Annotated in this window: 16 protein-coding genes and 1 other RNA gene; 6 read left to right on the forward strand and 11 right to left on the reverse strand. The window is 70.9% G+C overall.

Going from position 1 to position 14,678, the window contains the following annotated elements; genetic code table 11:
* Positions 1 to 211: 211 nt before the first annotated feature.
* Entirely contained in the window at positions 212 to 613 is a 402-nt protein-coding gene (locus ACFQUV_RS21655; protein ID WP_111388592.1) for a DUF1236 domain-containing protein, read from the reverse strand.
* A 286-nt stretch (positions 614 to 899) separates the two neighbouring features.
* Between ACFQUV_RS21655 and ACFQUV_RS21660 the strand changes: the two genes are divergently transcribed.
* Complete coding sequence (locus ACFQUV_RS21660) at positions 900 to 1,082, forward strand: DUF1289 domain-containing protein (RefSeq protein WP_207211320.1); 183 nt, start codon at positions 900 to 902, stop codon at positions 1,080 to 1,082.
* Between the two features lie 80 nt (positions 1,083 to 1,162).
* On the opposite strand, the gene rnpB is transcribed toward ACFQUV_RS21660, so the two are convergent.
* From rnpB to ACFQUV_RS21675, 3 genes are all read right to left on the reverse strand, one after another.
* Positions 1,163 to 1,567, reverse strand: an RNA gene (gene rnpB / locus ACFQUV_RS21665) — RNase P RNA component class A.
* Positions 1,568 to 1,636: 69 nt separating this feature from the next.
* Positions 1,637 to 1,855, reverse strand: a complete 219-nt coding sequence (locus tag ACFQUV_RS21670) for a hypothetical protein (protein WP_129607138.1) — start codon at positions 1,853 to 1,855, stop codon at positions 1,637 to 1,639.
* Between the two features lie 324 nt (positions 1,856 to 2,179).
* Positions 2,180 to 2,374, reverse strand: coding sequence for a hypothetical protein (locus ACFQUV_RS21675; protein ID WP_129607137.1), 195 nt, complete (start codon positions 2,372 to 2,374; stop codon positions 2,180 to 2,182).
* Positions 2,375 to 2,482: 108 nt separating this feature from the next.
* Between ACFQUV_RS21675 and ACFQUV_RS21680 the strand changes: the two genes are divergently transcribed.
* Positions 2,483 to 3,448 carry a LysR family transcriptional regulator gene (locus tag ACFQUV_RS21680; RefSeq protein WP_129607136.1) on the forward strand — a complete coding sequence of 322 codons (966 nt, stop codon included), beginning with the start codon at positions 2,483 to 2,485 and terminating at the stop codon, positions 3,446 to 3,448.
* A 9-nt stretch (positions 3,449 to 3,457) separates the two neighbouring features.
* On the opposite strand, the gene ACFQUV_RS21685 is transcribed toward ACFQUV_RS21680, so the two are convergent.
* From ACFQUV_RS21685 to ACFQUV_RS21700, 4 genes are all read right to left on the reverse strand, one after another.
* Positions 3,458 to 4,246, reverse strand: a complete 789-nt coding sequence (locus ACFQUV_RS21685) for an N-acetylmuramoyl-L-alanine amidase (protein ID WP_129607135.1) — start codon at positions 4,244 to 4,246, stop codon at positions 3,458 to 3,460.
* Between the two features lie 122 nt (positions 4,247 to 4,368).
* The gene (locus ACFQUV_RS21690; RefSeq protein ID WP_129607134.1) at positions 4,369 to 4,950 is read right to left on the reverse strand and encodes a PRC-barrel domain-containing protein; all 582 of its coding nucleotides are present in this window, start codon (positions 4,948 to 4,950) and stop codon (positions 4,369 to 4,371) included.
* Between the two features lie 105 nt (positions 4,951 to 5,055).
* The gene (locus ACFQUV_RS21695; protein ID WP_307719424.1) at positions 5,056 to 6,465 is read right to left on the reverse strand and encodes a bifunctional serine/threonine-protein kinase/universal stress protein; all 1,410 of its coding nucleotides are present in this window, start codon (positions 6,463 to 6,465) and stop codon (positions 5,056 to 5,058) included.
* A 108-nt stretch (positions 6,466 to 6,573) separates the two neighbouring features.
* The gene (locus ACFQUV_RS21700; protein ID WP_129607133.1) at positions 6,574 to 7,314 is read right to left on the reverse strand and encodes a metallophosphoesterase; all 741 of its coding nucleotides are present in this window, start codon (positions 7,312 to 7,314) and stop codon (positions 6,574 to 6,576) included.
* 241 nt (positions 7,315 to 7,555) lie between these two features.
* On the opposite strand from ACFQUV_RS21700, the gene ACFQUV_RS21705 reads away from it, so the two are divergent.
* Genes ACFQUV_RS21705 through ACFQUV_RS21720 form a run of 4 tightly spaced genes read left to right on the forward strand, consistent with a single transcriptional unit; the run spans position 7,556 to position 11,436 of the window.
* On the forward strand, positions 7,556 to 8,032 hold the full coding sequence (locus tag ACFQUV_RS21705) for a division/cell wall cluster transcriptional repressor MraZ (RefSeq protein ID WP_111387211.1): 477 nt from the start codon (positions 7,556 to 7,558) through the stop codon (positions 8,030 to 8,032).
* The gene (rsmH, locus tag ACFQUV_RS21710; protein ID WP_129607132.1) at positions 8,029 to 9,069 is read left to right on the forward strand and encodes a 16S rRNA (cytosine(1402)-N(4))-methyltransferase RsmH; all 1,041 of its coding nucleotides are present in this window, start codon (positions 8,029 to 8,031) and stop codon (positions 9,067 to 9,069) included. The genes ACFQUV_RS21705 and rsmH overlap by 4 nt, the downstream gene beginning before the upstream one ends.
* Position 9,070: 1 nt before the next feature.
* Positions 9,071 to 9,538, forward strand: a complete 468-nt coding sequence (locus tag ACFQUV_RS21715) for a hypothetical protein (RefSeq protein ID WP_129607131.1) — start codon at positions 9,071 to 9,073, stop codon at positions 9,536 to 9,538.
* On the forward strand, positions 9,535 to 11,436 hold the full coding sequence (locus ACFQUV_RS21720) for a penicillin-binding protein 2 (RefSeq protein WP_129607130.1): 1,902 nt from the start codon (positions 9,535 to 9,537) through the stop codon (positions 11,434 to 11,436). Before ACFQUV_RS21715 ends, ACFQUV_RS21720 begins: the two co-directional genes overlap by 4 nt.
* Before the next feature lie 302 nt (positions 11,437 to 11,738).
* Here the strand turns inward: ACFQUV_RS21720 and ACFQUV_RS21725 are convergent, their stop codons facing one another.
* The 3 genes from ACFQUV_RS21725 to ACFQUV_RS21735 all read right to left on the reverse strand — a co-directional run bounded on the left by ACFQUV_RS21725 (position 11,739) and on the right by ACFQUV_RS21735 (position 14,669).
* Complete coding sequence (locus tag ACFQUV_RS21725) at positions 11,739 to 12,584, reverse strand: MlaD family protein (RefSeq protein WP_129607129.1); 846 nt, start codon at positions 12,582 to 12,584, stop codon at positions 11,739 to 11,741.
* A gap of 139 nt (positions 12,585 to 12,723) precedes the next feature.
* Entirely contained in the window at positions 12,724 to 13,527 is an 804-nt protein-coding gene (locus tag ACFQUV_RS21730) for an ABC transporter ATP-binding protein (protein WP_129607128.1), read from the reverse strand.
* Between the two features lie 11 nt (positions 13,528 to 13,538).
* Positions 13,539 to 14,669 (reverse strand): ABC transporter permease, encoded by a 1,131-nt coding sequence (locus ACFQUV_RS21735; RefSeq protein WP_129607127.1) that lies wholly within the window; start codon positions 14,667 to 14,669, stop codon positions 13,539 to 13,541.
* Positions 14,670 to 14,678: the final 9 nt, after the last annotated feature.

Consider the following 14,678-nt stretch of genomic DNA (forward strand, 5'->3'; position numbering starts at 1 on the left):
ATCAACGAGCGGAACGGAGACGCCCGAGCCGGAATAGCGGCCACACAGGGCCGGGAATCCAACGAGCGGTCCCCGTCAGCCCGCCACTATGCCAGTGACAGCCGAAAGATACAGGAATCCAGCCGAGAGCTCCGAGTTTTGCAGCTGGGTTCCAGGTTCGCGGCTTCGCCGCGCCCCGGAACGACGGCGAACTGATCACCCGAAGACAGTCTTACTCGTAAATCTCGATCACCCGGCGGGTGCGCGGATCGACGACGACGCGCTGCTCGTTGACGATCGCGTACGAGTAGGCGTCGTGGCCCCGCACAGTATGCAGCTTGACGCGCGGCGGCAGCGGCTGGCCGACCACGATCCGCTCCTCGACCGCGACCGACGGAACGCGCTCGCGCATCACATAGGTGCGCACCTCGGCCGGGGGCGGCCCCAGCAGCATGTTGGCGGTGCCGCTCACGGCACCCGCCGCGCCGCCCACGATGGCGCCGACCGGCCCACCCGTGGTGGCACCGTGCTCGATGCCGCGCGCCGTGCCGCTCACCGGATCGTTCTGGGCCAGGGCGACACCCGGGCCGAGAACCGCCGCCGCCATCGCGACGGCCAAAACCTGCTTACGCATCGTATGCCTCCTCTATCGGTACGATGCAGGGTGAACGTGAGCCCCCGCAGGTCGTTCCCACGACCCAAGACGGAGAGTCCGACCGTTCCACCGATTCGATGGCGACAGGAGCGCCGAGATGAACTATCCGAAAGGATGTCGCGCGCTCCACGCGGAGGGCCGGCGGAGGTGATCTAAAGCGGAATCCGATCCAACTGGATCGTGTTCCGCTCCAGAAGTCCTTGTATGATCGCATTTTCGACGGCGAACCGGCGTCCACTTCGCCGGAAAATGCTCTGAAACCACGATGACGATCGACACACCTTGCATCAAGGTCTGCACGGTGGACCGCGCCAGCGGACTTTGCGTCGGCTGCGGCCGCAGCCTCGACGAGATCGCCGAATGGGCCGACCTCTCGGCCGCCGCCCGCCGCCGCATCATGGCCGAGCTGCCGGCCCGCCTCGCCCGCCTGTCGGCCCTGCACGACTGACCCGCCGACCGCGGCCCACCTGCGAGACGGGCCGCGCCGGAACGGGCGGGGCCCGGAACGGTCTCCCGCCCGGGCCCCAAACGATCAGCCGGCCTGTAAGCCGGGTTCTGTAGGGCGACGGGCGAGCCCGCCGCGCGACGGCCATTCCTCTGGGACGCCGGTTGCCCGGCGCCTCGAGCGACCTACCCGGACGGCTGGACCCGGACACGATCCGGAGGCTCGCGCCTCCACGCCGTCCCTATTCGGTTTTGCTCCCGGTGGGGTTTGCCGTGCCGCCTCCGTTGCCGGACGCGCGGTGCGCTCTTACCGCACCGTTTCACCCTTGCCGGACGACGCGCGAGGCGCCGCCGGCGGTCTGTTCTCTGTGGCACTGTCCCTGGGGTCGCCCCCGCCGGACCTTATCCGGCACCGCTTGTCCATGGAGCCCGGACTTTCCTCCCCGGCCACCTTTCGGCGCCGGCCGGGGCGGCCGTCCGGCCGACTGACCGGCCAGGAATGGAGAGGCGGGACCGCGACGTCAAGGCCCGCCTCCCCATGCCGGCGAGCGACCGGCCTCAGAGAGACCGGCCGAGAATGCGGGGCGGCGCCAGCTTCTGGCGGACACGGATCGGCGACGGCATGACGTGGGAGGCCCGGAACGCCTCCCGGAAGAACTGGCCGGCCGCGCAGTACCCTGCCTTGGCCAGGGCGGCGAGGCCGAGCGGCCGCTCCGATCGTGGGTCGCGCACCAGGCCCTGGGCGGCGGCATGCGACAGAGGATACCGGGGGTGCATGGCAGATCTCCTCGGAATGAACGAGCCACGCCATGGTATTCCCGAGCGGACCGACGATAATCTGCCGGCTCGGACATCGATCTTGGATGCCCCGGATCGAATTTCGCCAGTTCATGACTGGTCGAAACGAACCGCCATCAAGGAGCTGCCCGGCGCAATGTTGCGTTGCTGGCTCGACGGTGGGCAGACGCCGGTCTCACGACATGCGGGTCGGCCACGAAAAAGGCCCGGCGGGACGTCGTCCCGGCCGGACCTCTCGGCGGAGCGGCGGCCAGCGGGGCAGCGCCGACCGCCCGCCTCCGGCAACACGCCGTCAGGCGTCGCTCAGCACCAACCGCCCGGCGTCCAGGTCTTGATCGGCCGGCGCTCGTTTCGCGCTGCGGGAGGAACATAGTGTGCATCGCCGAAGATGCCGCCCACCATCAGGGCCAGACGGTCGAGGAGGCGGCCCTGCGGCAGGGCCTCGTGGGTGCTCTCGCCGGAGCGGTCGGAACGGGACTTGATGTCGTGGATGGTCATGGCTTTCACATACGGAACAGAGCGAAATCGCTGTGACCCTGATCTATTCAACATTCTGGCAGACATAATCCGCTGGCCAAGAAAACCAGACGTGAATGCAGGGAAACAATGACCGACCAGATCTCCGACATGCGCGCCTTCGTCCAGGTTGTCCAGCGGGGCAGCTTCTCGGCCGCCGCGGACGATCTGGGCCTCACCCCCTCGGCGGTCTCCAAGCTGGTCTCCCGCCTGGAGGACCGGCTGGGGGTCCGCCTGCTGCATCGCACAACACGGCGTCTCGCCCTCACCCCGGAGGGGGAGACCTATCTGGTCCGCGCCCGCGACATCCTGGGCGCTATCGACGACGCCGAGACCGAGGTGGCCCGCGCCAGCACCACGCCGCGTGGCAAGCTGCGGTTGAATACCGGCAGCGCCTTCATGCTGCACGAGCTGGCCCGCGCCCTGCCCGACTTCCTGGCCCGCTACCCGGAGATCGAGATCGACATCACGGTGACCGACCGGGTCGACAACCTGGTGGAGAATGCCGACGTGGCGATCTGCCTCGGACCGATCGCCGACCGCTCGCTGGTCGCCCGCCGCTTCGCCCATACCGAGCGCGGCATCTTCGCGGCCCCCGCCTATCTGGAGCGGCGCGGCGTGCCGCGCACGCCCGAGGACCTCGCCGGCCACGACTGCCTCGTGCTCTCCTCGGTGCCGTCGATCAATTTCTGGCCGTTTCGCGACGGCAACGAGATCCGCACCTTCGAGGCCCAGGGCCGGCTGGTGGTGGACGACGCCGAGGCGGCGTTGCGGCTCGCCATCGGGGGGGCCGGCCTCGTCCATCTCAGCGATCTTCTGGTCGGCAACGCGGTGCGCCGCGGCGAGCTGGTGCCGCTGCTCGTCGATCACCATCTAGTCGAGCCGGTGCCGCTCTCGGCGGTCTACCCGCAGGGCCGCCACCGCATGCTCAAGGTGCGGGTGTTCATCGATTTTCTGGTGGAGCGGTTCGCCGATGCGCCGTGGCGCGCCAAGGCTGGGCACGCCCGGGTGCGCACCCCGGTCGACGACAGCCGGAGCCATGCGGGCTCGGCCTGAGGCCGGAGGTCAGCCGAGCACCGGATCGGCGGTGATCAGCCGGGCCCGTGCGGCGCGCAGCCGCGTCAGCGTGGCGCGGGTCGAGGCGTCGGCGATGCCGTCGATGCGGGCGGGACGGAAATGCCGCTGGAACGCGGCCACCACCGCCGCCATCTCGGCCTCGTACACGCCACCGCGCGGCACCGGGAAGCCGTAGTCGGCCAGCGCCGCCTGCAAGGCCGCGACCTCGTCGCCGCGGTCGCCGGGGGCGAGCACCGGGCCGGGCTCGGCGAGGCCGACGGGCTCCACCCATAGGCCGACACCGCCCGCCGCCAGCCGCCGCCACGGAAAGCCCTCGCCGGGATCGCGCTTGCGGGCCGGCGCGACATCCGAATGGCCGAGCACATGATCGGCCCTGACGCGGCGTCGAAGCACAATGTCGCGAGCCAGCGCGATCACCGCCTCGATCTGCGCGTCGGGATAGGGCGGCGCGCCGAAATCGTGGCCCGGATTGGCGATCTCGATGCCGATCGAGCGGGAGTTGACGTCGCCCTCGCCGCCCCAGCAGGAGGCGCCCGCGTGCCAGGCGCGGCGGGCCTCGGCGACCATCTGCACGACGGTGCCGTCCTCGCGGACGAGATAGTGGGACGAGACCTCGGCGGCCGGATCGCACAGCCGGGCGAGCGCCTCGGCGGTGCTGGGCATGCCCGTGTAATGCAGGACGAGAAGGTCGGGTTCGCGGCCGCCGGCCCGCGGGCCGTGGTTCGGTGACGGACGAAACTCGGAGACGAGGCAGGAATCGGCGGGCGACGCGGTCATGCCGGCATGCTGCCGCCCGCGACGTCCTCGACGCAAGAGCGTGGGCCGCCAGCCAGCCCGCGAAAACGGCCGGCCCGGAGCGGAACTCCGGACCGGCCGATCGACAGGGTCGAATGCCGCGGTCAGCGGTTCGGCGTCCCGGTGGCGGCGCCCGAGCCGGTGCCCATCGAGCCACGCGAGCCGGCATTGTCGCCGGTGGCCGCGCCCGTCGTGGTCGCGCTCGAGCCCATGGCCTTGAACTCGGCCATCTGCTGGAGCTGGTCCTTGGTCATCGACAGGCGGAGCTGGTCGGAGCTCGAATTGTTCTTGCCGCTGTTGGCGGCCACCACCTGGAACGACGAGATCGGCAGCGCCACGTCCTTCTGGCCGATGCCGAGGAAGCCGCCGACGCCGACGATCAGCGCATCCACCTTGCCGGACTTGTCGAACAGCACGTCGCTGACGTCGCCGATCTTGGCGTCGTCGGCACCGATCACGTCGGTGCCCATGAACTTCGAGGCGAGCCACTGGTTCGGGCTCTGCTGGGTGATCGCGGCGCCGGCGCTGGTGCTCGAACCCATGCTGCCGGAGCCGGTGCTCGGGCTGGTGGCGCTCGGGCTGCTGCTACCGGGGCTGGTCGAGGGGTTGGGCGCGGTCGACTGGGCGAGCGCGGTGGTCATCATCAGACCGCTCACGGCCGCGACGGCCACGAGGTTGCGGATCATGTGGAAGCCTCCATCGTCGATGAACGAGTCAGGGCCGTGCAGGCGCCCTGTGCCGGAACAACCCCCGCCTCCGACACCAGTTCCGCCGCGATGGTGCGTAAAACCCTACCCCTCCGGACCCGCCTCGTCGGTGGCACGGGGCCTGCGTACCACCGTCACGGTGCAGGGGGCCTGCGCGACCACCTGGGCCGAGACGCTGCCGAGGTAACGGCGCAGCGGCGACGAGCCGCGGGCCCCCATCACGATATGGTCGACGTGATTGTTGCGGGCGTAGTCGACGATGGCGGCGGCCGGATCGGGCGACTCGAAGACGTGATAGGTGATCCGTTCCGGATCGACCGGCAGCGGCCGCGCCCAGTGCTTCAGCTCGACGAGCCGCTGGAGATGGGGATTGCGGCCCTTGGCGTCTTCCATGGGATCGAGCGCGAGGCGCGAGACCTTGAGCACATTGACGCAGGCGAGCCGGGCATCCGGCACCGTCGCCAGCACGCGCCGCAGCGCCGCCGCGAGCGCGTCGCCGAGATCGTCGGCGGCCGACAGGTCGATCGCCGCCATCACGATGGGCGAGCGGTCGAGCACGCCGGCGACGCTGCGCATGCGCAGCGGCGGCGCGTTGCGCACCTTCAGCCAGCGCGACAGGACGGTCAGCGGGCCGTCACGATCGCGCCGCGCCGCCCGCTCGGTGAGCGCGACGCCGTCCGGATGCTGGAGATCGAAGCGGAGCTGTGCGGCCGACGAGTAGCGCGCATCGGGCTCGATCTCCAGGCAGCGCAAGATGATCTCCTGGAGCCACGGCGGCACCAGCGGGTTCCAGCGGCTCGGCGGATAGGGATCGCGCCACAGCCGCCGCCGCCATTCCGCCTCGCGCTCGGGCTCGCCGAACGGGCGCTCGCCGGTCGCCAGGAAGTACATGGTGACGCCGAGCGAGAAGATGTCGCTGCGCGGATCGCCGCGGAAGCGCCGCACCTGCTCGGGCGCCACATAGGCGCCGGTGCCGACCGGCTCGTCGAACTCCTCGGCGATCAGATCCGGAAGCTGGTCGTGACGCGACAGGCCGAAGTCGATCAGCACGGCGCTCCCATCGTCGCGCAGGATGACGTTGGACGGCTTCACGTCGAGATGGGTGACGTGCTGCCGGTGAATGCTGTGCAGCGCCTCGGCGATCTCGGCACCGATGTGGGCCACCTCGGCGGCCGGCAGCGGCGCCCTGTCGAGCAGCGTCTTCAGCGAGCGGCCCGGCACCAGCTCCATCACGATGTAGGGGCGCTCGAAATCACCGGCGGCGACGAAGCGCGGCACATGCGGACCCGACAGCCGCGACAGGATCATCTGCTCCTGCTCGAAGCCCACGATGGTGAGCGGGTCCTCGCCCCGCCGCAGCAGCGGGATCTTCATGATCAGCGGCAGGGCCTCGCCGTCGTGGGACACCCGCCAGAAGTCCGCCATGCCGCCCGGATCGAGCTGCTGCTCCAACCGGAAGCCGTCGATCACCTGGCCGGCAGCCAGACTCCGCACGTTGATCACCACACCCGCCCCCGCCCGATCGTCCGCTCCGCCGTCTCAGGGCGTCCGCCGGCCTGCCCCGCCGGACCGACGCGAGCGTCCCGGCCGCGTGAACTTCGATCAGTATCCCTCGTAGAGCCGGTAGGCGAGCCCGACCGGCAGCCCCGCCTCCCTGATCTTCCGGGCCGCGGTATCGATGTCGTAAGGCACCCGCACATAGGTCAGCACGTCGGTGGCGTCGTCGAGCACGGCGTAGCAGGCGGCCGGGTTGCGATCGCGCGGCTGGCCGACCGCGCCGATGACGGCGAGCCAGCGCCGCCGCGAGGTGAGCGGAATCTCCACCCGGTCGACCGGATCGAAGCTCGCGAACTTCCCCGTCACCGACATGTGGAACAGGCTCGGCACATGGGTGTGGCCGCAGAACACGATGTGGGCGCGGGTCGCCACCAGGGCGCGGGAGGCCGAATAGAGGTCGGTGATGTACTCCCAGTCGCCGGGGTCGACCGGGCTGGCGTGGACATAGAGGATGCCGCCCTTCTCCACCACCAGCGGCAGCCGGGCCAGGAAGTCGCGATGACGCTGCTCGATGATGCCGCGCGTCCAGGCGATCGCCGCCGCCGCGTCGTCGTTCATGTCGGCCCGCTCGCCCACGGCGGCGGCGTCGTGGTTGCCCAGCACCGCGACGGCGCCGCGCCCCACATATTCCGACACCGTGTCGACGACCCAGCCGGGATCGGCGCCGTAGCCGACGAAGTCGCCGAGGAACACGTAGGCGTCCACCCCGGAGCGCTCGGCGTGCTCCAGGCAGGCTTCGAGCGCCTCGCGATTGGCGTGAATGTCAGTGAACAGGGCTGTGCGCATGGTGGAGTGCCGCCCCCCGGCTGCCGGCAACGCTTCCTTAAGTTTAACCGTTGCTAATCGACGTGTCGCGCACGCTGCGAATGGCCCGTGGACAATGCCGGATTCCATTGACGCCCATATGGTCCCATGGTATCCCAACGTTACCCAAAGTTAATGTGTTCGTCCGTGTGGGCCGCCCGTCCGGGGACCCTCCGGACCGCGTTCGAGGCCAGCGTCAGGCCGGCGTGGAGCCCGCAACCGGATGGACCGCTTCGTCGGACAGGTCACGGCGCGGCTCGACTCCAAGGGACGGGTGTCGGTTCCGGCGACGTTCCGGGCGGTGCTGGCGCGCGACGGCTTCGAGGGGCTGTACTGCTACCCGAGCCTGGACCGGCCGGCGGTCGATGCCGGCGGGCATGCGCTGCTCGCCGAGATCGATGCGCTGATCGCCCGCTTCCCGCCCTACTCGGACGAGCGCGAGGAGTTCCTGGTGGCGCTCTATGGGAGGAGCGAGACCCTGCGGCTGGACGGCGAAGGCCGGGTGGTGCTGACCGAGATGATCAAGGTTCACGCCGGGATCGGCGACATGGTGGCGTTCGTCGGGCTCGGTCACAAGTTTCAGATGTGGGAACCGGAAGCGTTCCGCGCGCATCTTGCCAAGGCCACGGCGACGGTGCGTGCGGCGACGAGGCGGCTGGGTTCCGACCGCGGAACCCCGGGTTCCGGAGCACGGGAATGACGACGGGCCGCGACGCCCGGGGCCACGAGGCCCACGCGGGTGTCGCTGGCGGACCGGCCCGCCACATTCCCGTGCTCGCCCCCGCCGCCCTCGACCTTCTCGACGTCCATGACGGCGGCCTCTACATCGACGGCACCTTCGGGGCCGGCGGCTATACGCGGGCGATCCTGGCGGCGGCGCCGGACGCGCGGGTGATCGCGCTCGATCGCGACCCGACCGCCATCACGGCCGGCTGGGATCTGGTCGATGCCGCCGGCGGCCGCCTCACGCTGATCGAGCAGCAGTTCTCGGCGCTCGATGCGGTCGCCGAGCCCGGCTCGGTCGCCGGCGTCGTGCTCGACATCGGGGTGTCGTCGATGCAGATCGATGACCCCGCGCGCGGCTTCTCGTTCCGGCTCGACGGCCCGCTCGACATGCGGATGGGCAGCGACGGCCCGTCGGCCGCCGATCTCGTCGCCCACGCCTCCGAGCGCGACCTCGCCGACGTCATCTTCCGGCTCGGCGAGGAGCGCCACGCGCGCGCCGTCGCCCGTGCCATCGTCAAGGCCCGCACCGAGGCGCCGATCACCACGACGGCGCGGCTCGCCGCGATCGTCGCCCGCGTGGTGCGCGGCAAGCCGGGGGAGATCCATCCGGCGACTCGCACCTTCCAGGCGCTGCGCATGGCGGTGAACGACGAGCTCGGCGAGCTCGCCGCCGCGCTCGCGGCGGCCGAGCGTGTGCTGGCGCCGGGCGGCCGCCTCGTCGTCGTCTCGTTCCATTCCCTGGAGGACCGGCTGGTGAAGACCTTCCTGGCGACGCGCAGCGGCGCCGGCGGGGTCTCGCGCCATCTCCCGGAGACGGCGCGGCCCGCCCCGAGCTTCACGGTGTTGACCCGACGGCCGGTCGTCGCCGACGACGGCGAGGTGGCGGCCAATCCGCGCGCCCGCTCGGCCAAGCTGCGCGCCGCTGTGCGCACCGCGGCGCCCGCCTGGGGCGACACGCCGCCGGCCACGCCGGAGCTGCCGCCGCTCACCGCCATGCTGCGGGGGGGCTGAGATGCGGCTCCTCAACGTCATCGTCGCGGTGCTGCTCGTCGTGGCGGCCGCCTATGTCTACAAGATCAAGTTCGAGGCGACCGTGGAGGCCGAGCGGGTCGCCAAGCTGCGCACCGAGATCCACCGCGAGCGCGACAAGGCCGCGGCGCTGCGCGCCGAGGCGGCCAAGCTCGAGAACCCCGGCCGCATCCAGGCGCTGGCGCAGCGCCATCTGCCACTGCGGCTGATGGACCCGGCCCAGGTGGATACGTTCGACACCCTGCCGGCCCGGCCGGTGGAGCCGGAGACGCCCGCCGACCCGATCGGCGCGATGCTGGAGATGGCGCTGCCGGCCCCCACTGCCGCCCCGGCCGCCGACGGCGAGCCGGATGCCGGCGTGCTGCCGGCCATCGACGGCGACCCGCCGACCGGCACCGTTCCGGCCACGACGGTTCCGGCCCCGACGGTGTCGCCGCGGAGGCAGCCATGACCGGCGCCCCGCCCCCCGCCGACCCGATCGCCGTGCCGCCGGTGGCCGAGGACGCGACGCCGCGCGAGCCGTGGCATCGGCGGGTGATCCAGAGCCTGCTCTACAGCCGCAACGCCGACCGCAGCCGTAAGACGCGCGCCCGCATCGGCCTGGCGGTGGCCGTCTTCGCCGGCATCTACGCCATCATCGGCGGCCGCCTGGTGCTCTACGCGGTCGCCCCCGACAGCCATGCGGGACGCCGCGGCGGCGGCTCCGACGCGGTCGCCACCGCCCGCCCCGACATTCTCGATCGCAACGGCGAGATCCTGGCCACCGACGTGCGGATGCCGTCGCTGTTCGCCGAGCCGCGCCGGCTGATCGACGCCGACGAGGCGGTGGAGCTGCTGACCGCCGTGATGCCCGACCTCGACACCGGCGAGCTGCGCGACCGGCTCGGCTCGAAGCGCGGCTTCGCCTGGCTGAAGCGCGAGATCTCGCCGCAGCAGCAGCGCGAGGTCCACCGGCTGGGCATTCCGGGCGTCGGCTTCCTCAACGAGAACAAGCGCATCTATCCCAACGGCCGCGAGGTCTCGCACCTCATCGGCCACGTCAACATCGACAACCAGGGCATCGCCGGCCTGGAGAAGTGGCTGGACACGAACGGCCTCGCCGATCTGCACCGCGCCGGCTTCGCGTCTGACCGCCAGCAGGAGCCGCTGCGGCTCGCCGTCGATCTGCGCGTCCAGCATGCCATGCACGACGAGCTCGGCCAGGCGCGCGAGAAGTTCAAGGCCAAGGCGGCGGCCGGCGTGGTGCTCGACGTGCGCACCGGCGAGATCGTCGCCCTCGTGTCGCATCCCGACTACGATCCGAACAATCCCAAGGAGGCGCTCGATCCCAACCGCATGAACCGGCTCACCACCGGCGTGTTCGAGATGGGCTCGACCTTCAAGGCGCTCACCGTGGCGATGACCCTCGACGCCGGCAAGATGTCGCTCGGCTCGTCGGTGGACGCCCGCGGCGCGCTGCACTGGGGCAAGTTCAGGATCAGCGACTACCACGCCCAGAACCGCGTGCTGTCGGTGCCCGAGGTGTTCACCTACTCGTCCAATGTCGGCGCCGCCAAGATGGCGCTGGCGGTCGGTGTCGAGCACCACAAGCAGTGGCTGCGCAAGATGGGGCAGCTCGACCGGCTGCGGACCGAGCTGCCCGAGAGCGCCGAGCCGATCGTGCCGAAGCGCTGGGGCGAGCTGAACACCATCACGATCTCGTTCGGCCACGGCCTGTCGGTGGCGCCGCTCCAGGCCCTGATGGGGCTCGCCGCCACCGTCAACGGCGGCCTGCTGATCCCGCCGACCTTCCTCAAGCGCAGCGAGGAGGAGGCCCGCAGCCTCGCCCGCCGGGTGCTCAAGCCCGAGACCTCGACGGCGATGCGCTACCTGATGCGCCTCAATGCCGAGAAGGGCAGCGCCAGCAAGGCCAACGTCCCCGGCTACTATGTGGGCGGCAAGACCGGCACGGCCGAGAAGGTGGTGGGCGGCCGCTACAGCAAGACCAAGCTGCTGACCGACTTCGTCGCCGTGCTGCCGTCCGACCAGCCGCGCTACATCATCCTGATAATGCTGGACGAGCCGCAGGGCCTGCCGGAGACCCACGGCTACGCCACCGCGGGCTGGAACGCCGCGCCGGTCGCCGCCAAGGTGATCACCCGGGTGGCGCCGCTGCTCGGCCTGGAGCCACGCTTCGACCTGCCGGTCGCCGAGCAGCTCATCCTCGGTCGCGGCAGCCGGCCGGCCGCTGACGTCACCTCCTCGACGACGCGCCGCGAGGCGCGCGCGACGGGTGGGGCGCCCTCGACCGCCGCGCCGCCGAAGCCGCCGGCCGACATCCGGCCGGCCGGAACGACGCCGGCGCGGTGAGCCTGTAGCGTGAGCCTGTAAGCCCGGCTTCAGTGAGGCTCCGTCATGGCCGGGCCGGCACGCAGTGCCGCGACCCGGCCCTCAATCTCACGACGGCTGTCGCATACGAGATCCGGCCGATCCATTCGGCGGTCATTCCGGAAGCCGCGAAGCGGCCGTCCGGAATCCAGCCGAGAGTCAAAAGTCTGCCGCAGGACGACGTGTTTGGCTGGGTTCCGGGTTCGCGGCGCCTGGACGGCGCGAAGCACCGTTCCGGGGGCCGCGCCCCGGAACGACAGAAAACCGATCACCCGGAAACAGTCTCACCGCACGCGGCTGCCGGCCGGTTGCGTCGGGGCGCCGCCGAAGAGAAGCCGGCTCGGATTCTGGTCGATGTTGCGGACCGCCTGCTCCAGGGTGGAGATGGCGCGGCGCCCATCGATGGCGAGACGCTCCCACTCGCGCAGGCCGGTCTGGCTGAAGCGGGCGAGGCCGCTCGACACCGCCGAGACGTTCTTGTCGAGATTGTCGGCGACGCTGCGCACCGCGCGCGCCGCCTGCGCCACCTCGTCGAGCTTGCCTTCGGCACCGTTCACCATCTTCTCCACCCCGGCGAGGATCGAGTCGATGCGCGCCGTGTTGTCGGCGAGCGTCTGGGTGAACGCCTCCATGTTGCGGAGCGTGGTGCGGAACGAGGTCTCGTTGTCGGCGACCAGCGAGTCGAGCCGGCGCAGCACGCTGCGGGCCGCCGAGGTGACATCCTGGGTGGCGGTGAGATCGGCGCGCAGCACCGGCGGATCGAGCACCGCGGCGCTCGCCGAGCCGCCGCGCAGCGCGATCGCCGCGATGCCGGTGAGGCCCTGGAACTCCAGCCCGACCCAAGTGTCGGTGCGCAGAACGACGTCGCGATCGACCGCCATGGCGGCGATCACCTGGCGCGGCGCGTCGGGATCGATGCGCAGGCTGGTCACCTCGCCGACCCGCAGGCCGTTGAAGAACACCGAGGAGCCCGGCCGCAGGCCCGACACCGTGCCCTCGAACACCACCTCGTAACGGGTCCGCGCCGCGGTGCCGCCCGGCGTCGTGAACCAGTAGACGAACGCGAAGGCGCCGACGATCACGGCCAGCGTGAACAGCCCCACCAGGATGTAGTTCGCTCGCGTTTCCATGTTCAGCCGGCCCGCACCTTTCGACATCCCGCCCGGTCGCACCGCGTCCGGGCTCGCACCCCCTGTGGATCGTCTCACAGCGAGGAACCTTCTCACAGCGCAGATCGTCTCACGGCGCCGATCTGATCACACCGCGCCTTCACGACACCGCGCGTACCGCCCGGACGGCCCCGGTGGCAGCTCCGACCCGTGACCGCGTCCCGCGGAAATAGGACCGAATCCACGGATGGTCGGAGGCCAGCATCGTGGCCATCGGTCCCACCGTGATCACCTTGCGGTCGGCCAGCACGGCGACCCGGTCGCACACCGCGTGCAGACTGTCGAGATCGTGGGTTACCATGAAAACCGTCAGCCCCAAAGTCTGCTGTAGGGTCTTGATGAGAAGGTCGAATTCGGCCGCCCCGATGGGGTCGAGACCGGAGGTCGGCTCGTCCAGGAAGACGATTTCGGGATCGAGCGCCAGCGCGCGGGCGAGCGCCACGCGCTTGATCATGCCGCCCGACAGCTCGGCCGGCCGCTTGTGGCAGACGCTGGCGTCGAGCCCCACCATCTCCAGCTTGGCGACCGCCACCTCGTCCATGAGGCGGCGCGACAGGCGCAGGTATTCCCGCATGGGAAACTGCACGTTCTGGATCGCCGAGAGCGACGAGAACAGGGCCCCGTGCTGGAACAGCACGCCCCACCGCCGTTCGAGCGCCCGGCGCGCCCCCATCCCGAGCCGCGCCATGTCCTGGCCGAGCACCCGGATGCTGCCGCCGCGGCGCGGCAGCAGCCCCACGATGGTGCGCATGAGCACCGACTTGCCGGCCCCCGAGGCGCCGACGCAGCCGAGGATCTCGCCGCGTGCCACGTCGAGCGAGGCGCCGTCCAGCACCCGCGTGTCGCCGAACCCGGTGACGAGGTCGCGCACGCTGATGACGGGATCGTCGGGATCGGGGGTCATCGCAGCACGCCTCACATTCCGATCGAGGCGAAGAAGATGGCGAACAGGCCGTCGAGCACGATCACCAGGAAGATCGCCTTGACCACCGAGGCGGTCGTCTTGCGCCCGAGCGACTCGGTCGAGCCCTTGACCTGAAGCCCCTCGACGCTCGCCACGATGCCGATGACCAGCGCCATGAACGGCGCCTTCAGCAGGCCGACCGCGAAATGGTCGAGCGAGATGGCGTCGCGCAGCCGCGCGAGATAGATGTCCGGGCTCATGCCGCCGTAGAGCCAGGCGACCAGGCCGGCGCCGTAGAGCGCCGCCATCGAGCCCACGAAGGTGAGCGCCGGCAGCGCCAGAACGAGCGCCACGAGGCGCGGCAGCACCAGCACCTCGAGCGGATCGAAGCCCATGGTGCGCAAGGCGTCGATCTCCTCGCGCATCTTCATCGAGCCGAGCTCGGCCGTGTAGGCGCTGCCCGATCGCCCCGCCACCATGATGGCGACCATCAGCACCCCGATCTCGCGCAGCACCAGGATGCCGACCATGTCGACGACATAGACCTCGACACCGAAGCGGCGGAAATGGAACAGCCCCTGCTGGGCGATGATGCAGCCGAGCAGGAAGGTGATCAGCACGATGATCGGCACCGCGCGCCAGCCGACCCGATCGAGATGATGCACCATCGAGGTGAGGCGGAAGGTCCACGGCCGCAGCGCGGCACGCGCCGCCACGATCGCCATGGCGCCGAACATCTGGACGATCAGCAGCAGGTCGTGGGCGATCTCGACCACGATGCGGCCGAGCCCGGCGAGCGCGTCGCCGAGCGGCCGGCGGCGGGCCGGGGGCAGCGGTGTCCGGTTGACCTGGCGGGCCTCCTCGACCAGATCGTGCCAGCGCTCCGGCAGGTCGAGCACCGCCGGCTCACGGCCGGCCGCGGTGAGCGTGCGCACCAGCCGCTCCAGCAGCCACGCCCCGAAGGTGTCGAGCCGCTCGACGGCGCCCATGCGAATCTCGACCGCGGCGACGCCGCGGGCGCGCCGCACCGCCTTATCGATCAAGGTCTCCAGCTCGCCGGCGTGGTCGGCCGTCCACGATCCCGCGGCGGCGAGCGCCAGGCGCCCGTCGGTGACGCTGAGATCGAGCAGGCGGTCGGTCATCGGGGGCTC

This window comes from Rhodoplanes sp. P11, assembly GCF_964266735.1.
GTDB lineage: Bacteria > Pseudomonadota > Alphaproteobacteria > Rhizobiales > Xanthobacteraceae > Rhodoplanes > Rhodoplanes serenus.

What these genes read in the sequence shown, in the direction of transcription:
- ACFQUV_RS21655 (WP_111388592.1), bottom strand. Translation starts at nt 613, where the DNA reads ATGCGTAAGCAGGTTTTGGCCGTCGCGATGGCGGCGGCGGTTCTCGGC.
- ACFQUV_RS21660 (WP_207211320.1), top strand. Translation starts at nt 900, where the DNA reads ATGACGATCGACACACCTTGCATCAAGGTCTGCACGGTGGACCGCGCC.
- ACFQUV_RS21670 (WP_129607138.1), bottom strand. Translation starts at nt 1,855, where the DNA reads ATGCACCCCCGGTATCCTCTGTCGCATGCCGCCGCCCAGGGCCTGGTG.
- ACFQUV_RS21675 (WP_129607137.1), bottom strand. Translation starts at nt 2,374, where the DNA reads ATGACCATCCACGACATCAAGTCCCGTTCCGACCGCTCCGGCGAGAGC.
- ACFQUV_RS21680 (WP_129607136.1), top strand. Translation starts at nt 2,483, where the DNA reads ATGACCGACCAGATCTCCGACATGCGCGCCTTCGTCCAGGTTGTCCAG.
- ACFQUV_RS21685 (WP_129607135.1), bottom strand. Translation starts at nt 4,246, where the DNA reads ATGACCGCGTCGCCCGCCGATTCCTGCCTCGTCTCCGAGTTTCGTCCG.
- ACFQUV_RS21690 (WP_129607134.1), bottom strand. Translation starts at nt 4,950, where the DNA reads ATGATCCGCAACCTCGTGGCCGTCGCGGCCGTGAGCGGTCTGATGATG.
- ACFQUV_RS21700 (WP_129607133.1), bottom strand. Translation starts at nt 7,314, where the DNA reads ATGCGCACAGCCCTGTTCACTGACATTCACGCCAATCGCGAGGCGCTC.
- ACFQUV_RS21705 (WP_111387211.1), top strand. Translation starts at nt 7,556, where the DNA reads ATGGACCGCTTCGTCGGACAGGTCACGGCGCGGCTCGACTCCAAGGGA.
- rsmH (WP_129607132.1), top strand. Translation starts at nt 8,029, where the DNA reads ATGACGACGGGCCGCGACGCCCGGGGCCACGAGGCCCACGCGGGTGTC.
- ACFQUV_RS21715 (WP_129607131.1), top strand. Translation starts at nt 9,071, where the DNA reads ATGCGGCTCCTCAACGTCATCGTCGCGGTGCTGCTCGTCGTGGCGGCC.
- ACFQUV_RS21720 (WP_129607130.1), top strand. Translation starts at nt 9,535, where the DNA reads ATGACCGGCGCCCCGCCCCCCGCCGACCCGATCGCCGTGCCGCCGGTG.
- ACFQUV_RS21725 (WP_129607129.1), bottom strand. Translation starts at nt 12,584, where the DNA reads ATGGAAACGCGAGCGAACTACATCCTGGTGGGGCTGTTCACGCTGGCC.
- ACFQUV_RS21730 (WP_129607128.1), bottom strand. Translation starts at nt 13,527, where the DNA reads ATGACCCCCGATCCCGACGATCCCGTCATCAGCGTGCGCGACCTCGTC.
- ACFQUV_RS21735 (WP_129607127.1), bottom strand. Translation starts at nt 14,669, where the DNA reads ATGACCGACCGCCTGCTCGATCTCAGCGTCACCGACGGGCGCCTGGCG.